Genomic DNA, 3381 nt, shown 5'->3' on the forward strand with positions numbered 1-3381 from the left:
CGGGCGGGGGGGGGCGGGGGGGGGCCGGCGCGGGGGGGGGGGGGCGGGCGGGGGGGGGGGCCCGGCCCCCCCCCCCCCCCCCCCCCCCGGGGCCTGCGCCGTACGGCGCCCGGCGTCCCCGACTCCGTTGGGGAGCAAGCCGGTTCGGAGGGCACGCCGACCGGAGTGCGTTCTTCCTCAACGGGAGAGTTAGGTTAGCCTAACCAGCGAATCCCGGTTGTGGATCTTGCACTCCGATCGAAGGGCTTCGCCATGGAGCGTGCTCAGGGCCTGCTGTCCGCCGAACTCCCCGCCGAGCGTGGGGCGTGAGCGCCGGTACGGGAGGCCACCTCGCGGGCGGCATCGACGGCCCCGGCCACCTGCGCGCCCTCACCTCGGTCGTCCTGGACACGTTGGAGGCCGCCGCCCGCGCCAGAGGTGGGCCGCTGCCCGCCGGAGGCCCGGACGCCGTGACCCGGCGGACCACCGCCCTGGCCGCCCCGGTGCTGCCCGAGGACGGCGTCGGCGGCGAGGCCGCGCTCGCGGATCTCGTACGGGCGGTGGCCGAGGGGGCCGCGGATCCGGCCGACCCCGCCTGCGTCGCCCATCTGCACTGCCCGCCGCTGGCCGTGGCCGTCGCGGCAGAGCTGGCGGGGGCGGCCCTGAACCCCTCCATGGACTCCTGGGACCAGGCGCCCGCCGCCGGAGTGATCGAGGAGCTGACCACGGCCGCACTGGCCCGGCTCGTCCACCCGGACGCCTCCGCACCCGACGCGCTCATCACCAGCGGCGGCACCGAGTCCAACCTGGTCGCCCTGCTCCTCGCCCGGGAGTGGGCGGCAGGCGGCCCCCTGCGGGTGGTCACCGGTGCCAACGTCCACCACAGCGTCCACCGCGCCGCCTGGATGCTCGGCCTGCCCGCCCCCACGGTCGTCGCCTGCAGCGACGGCCGGATCGACCCGGCCGCGCTCGACCGCGCCCTGACCGGCCTCGCCGGAGCGCCGCTCCTGGTCGTCGCCACGGCCGGGACCACCGACGAGGGGCGCATCGACCCGCTCCCGCAGATCGCCCGTATCGCCGGACGCCACGGCGCGCGGCTCCACGTCGATGCCGCGTACGGCGGTCCGCTGCTGTTCAGCGAGCGGCTGGCCCCTCAGCTCGCGGGCCTGGAACACGCCGCCACCGTAACGTTCGACCTGCACAAACTCGGCTGGCAGCCGGTCGCCGCCGGGGCGCTGGCCGTCGCCGACGCCGCGATGCTCGCCCCGCTGTCCCTGCGCGCCGACTACCTCAACGCCGACGACGACACCGAGGCCGGACTCCCGGACCTGCTGGGCCGCTCGATCCGCACCACCCGGCGCCCCGACGCCCTGAAGATGGCGGTCACCTTCCGGGCGCTGGGACGCCGGGGACTCGGTGCGCTGGTGGAGCACTGCGTGCGCACGGCGCACGAGTTCGGCCGGGCCGTCGACGCGCACCCGGCCCTGCGCCGCCGACCCGGCGAGATCGGGATCAGCACCGTGCTGTTCCGCCCGGCGGTGGCCGACGCGCTGTCCGACGAGGCGGGCGACGCCGTGGTCGCCGCCGTCCGCCGCACCCTGCTCACCGAGGGGCGCGCCGTCCTCGGCCGCGCGGTGGCTGAGGACGGGGAGGGCCGACGCCGCCTCTGGCTGAAGGCCACCCTGCTGCACCCGAACGCCGCGACGGCCGACCTGCTCCCGCTGCTCGACCTCGTCACGGCGGCCGCGGACCGCGCGGTGAGCGAAGCCCCGGCGTCCGAAGGTACCGATGCCCCCGCGGCGGAAAGGCTGTCGCCATGACGTCGACGACGCGCACGACCCGCCCGGGACCACCCCCCGCCGCCCCAGCGACACCCGCCGGAGGAACCCGATGACGCCCGGACCGCGCACGCCGCCCCTCGACCTGCTGGGGGTGGGGGCAGGGCCCTTCAACCTCTCGCTCGCCGCACTCGCCGACGGCGTCCCCGGGCTGCGCACCGCCTTCCACGAGCAGCGTGTGGCCCTCCACTGGCACCCCGGGCTGCTCATCGAGGGAGCAACCCTCCAAGTGCCTTTCCTGGCCGACCTGGTGAGCCTCGTCGAGCCCACCAGCCCCTGGTCCTACCTCAATTACATCAAGATCCGCCGCAGGCTCTTCCCGTTCTACTTCGCCGAGCGCTTCCACATCCACCGCTCCGAGTTCGACGACTATCTGCGCTGGGTGAGCACCGAACTGCCCTCCACCCGCTTCGGCCACCGCGTCGACACGGTCTCCTGGGATCCCGGACAGAGCGCTTTCGCCGTGGAGTTCACCCGGCGGGGCCCCGACGGGGAGACGCTCACGACCGGCCTCACCCACGCCCGCAACCTCGCCCTCGGCGTCGGCACGGCTCCCCATGTCCCGGAGCCGCTGCGGGAGTTGGTTGAGGACCCGGCCGCTGTCGTGCTGCACTCCGCGGACTACCTCGCCCAGCGGGACCGGCTGCTGGCCGCCCGCCACGTCACCGTCGTCGGCTCGGGCCAGTCGGGCGCCGAAGTCCTGCTGGACCTGCTGCGGTCCCGGCCCGAGGGGGCGGAGGGGCTGACCTGGCTGGCGCGTACCCCGGCCTTCGCGCCCATGGAGTACAGCAAGATCGGCCTGGAGCAGTTCACCCCCGACTACACCCGCTACTTCCACGGACTGCCGCAGGCCACCCGGGACCGGCTCCTGCCCCGCCAGTGGCAGCTCTACAAGGGCGTCAGCGGGGACACGCTCGGAGACATCCACGACGAGCTGTACCGGCGCAGCCTCGGCGGCGGCTGGCCCGACGTCACGCTCACCCCCGGCATCGAGGTCACCGGAGCGGCCACCACGGAGGCGGGGCGCATCGAGCTGAGCGTCGAGCACGGCCAGCAGGAGACGCGGGGCCGGTTCGTCACGGACGCCGTCGTCCTCGCCACCGGGTACCGTGAGCGCCCCGTCGACACGCTGCTCGCCGCTCTCGACCCGTACATCGTCCGCGACGAGGCCGGGCGTCCGCAGGTCGACGCGGCCCAACGGCTCGTCCTCGCACCGGAGATCGCCGGTTCCGTCTTCGTGCAGAACGCCGAACGGCACACGCACGGCGTCGGAGCACCGGACCTGGGCCTGGCCGCCTGGCGTTCCGCCGTGATCGTCAACGCGCTGACGGGCAAGGAGTTCTACCCGCTGCCCGAGCGCACGGCCTTCACGACGTTCGGCCTCGGCGCACAGGACCGCGAGGACCGGGACCGTGGCGACCGGAGCGCGTCGGCACGTCCGGCCGAAGAGCGACGCTGACAGACGCGGGGGGGGGGGGGGGGGGGCGGGGGGGCGGGGGGGGCGGCCGCCGCCGCGGAGCAGTAGGGCGGGTACCGCGGGGGCGCTGGGTGCGGCGCCGGGCGG

General features: G+C 75.6%; 2 protein-coding genes. Both read left to right on the top strand.

Annotated elements, in window-relative coordinates; translation table 11 throughout:
• The first annotated feature begins 305 nt into the window (after nt 1-305).
• Nucleotides 306-1799, top strand: a complete 1494-nt coding sequence (locus JS521_RS26315) for a pyridoxal phosphate-dependent decarboxylase family protein (RefSeq protein ID WP_205085456.1) — start codon at nt 306-308, stop codon at nt 1797-1799.
• Between the two features lie 70 nt (nt 1800-1869).
• Nucleotides 1870-3276 (top strand): lysine N(6)-hydroxylase/L-ornithine N(5)-oxygenase family protein, encoded by a 1407-nt coding sequence (locus JS521_RS26320; RefSeq protein ID WP_205085457.1) that lies wholly within the window; start codon nt 1870-1872, stop codon nt 3274-3276.
• Nucleotides 3277-3381: the final 105 nt, after the last annotated feature.

Source organism: Streptomyces durocortorensis, assembly GCF_016901035.1.
In the GTDB taxonomy this organism is placed as follows: Bacteria; Actinomycetota; Actinomycetes; order Streptomycetales; family Streptomycetaceae; genus Streptomyces; species Streptomyces durocortorensis.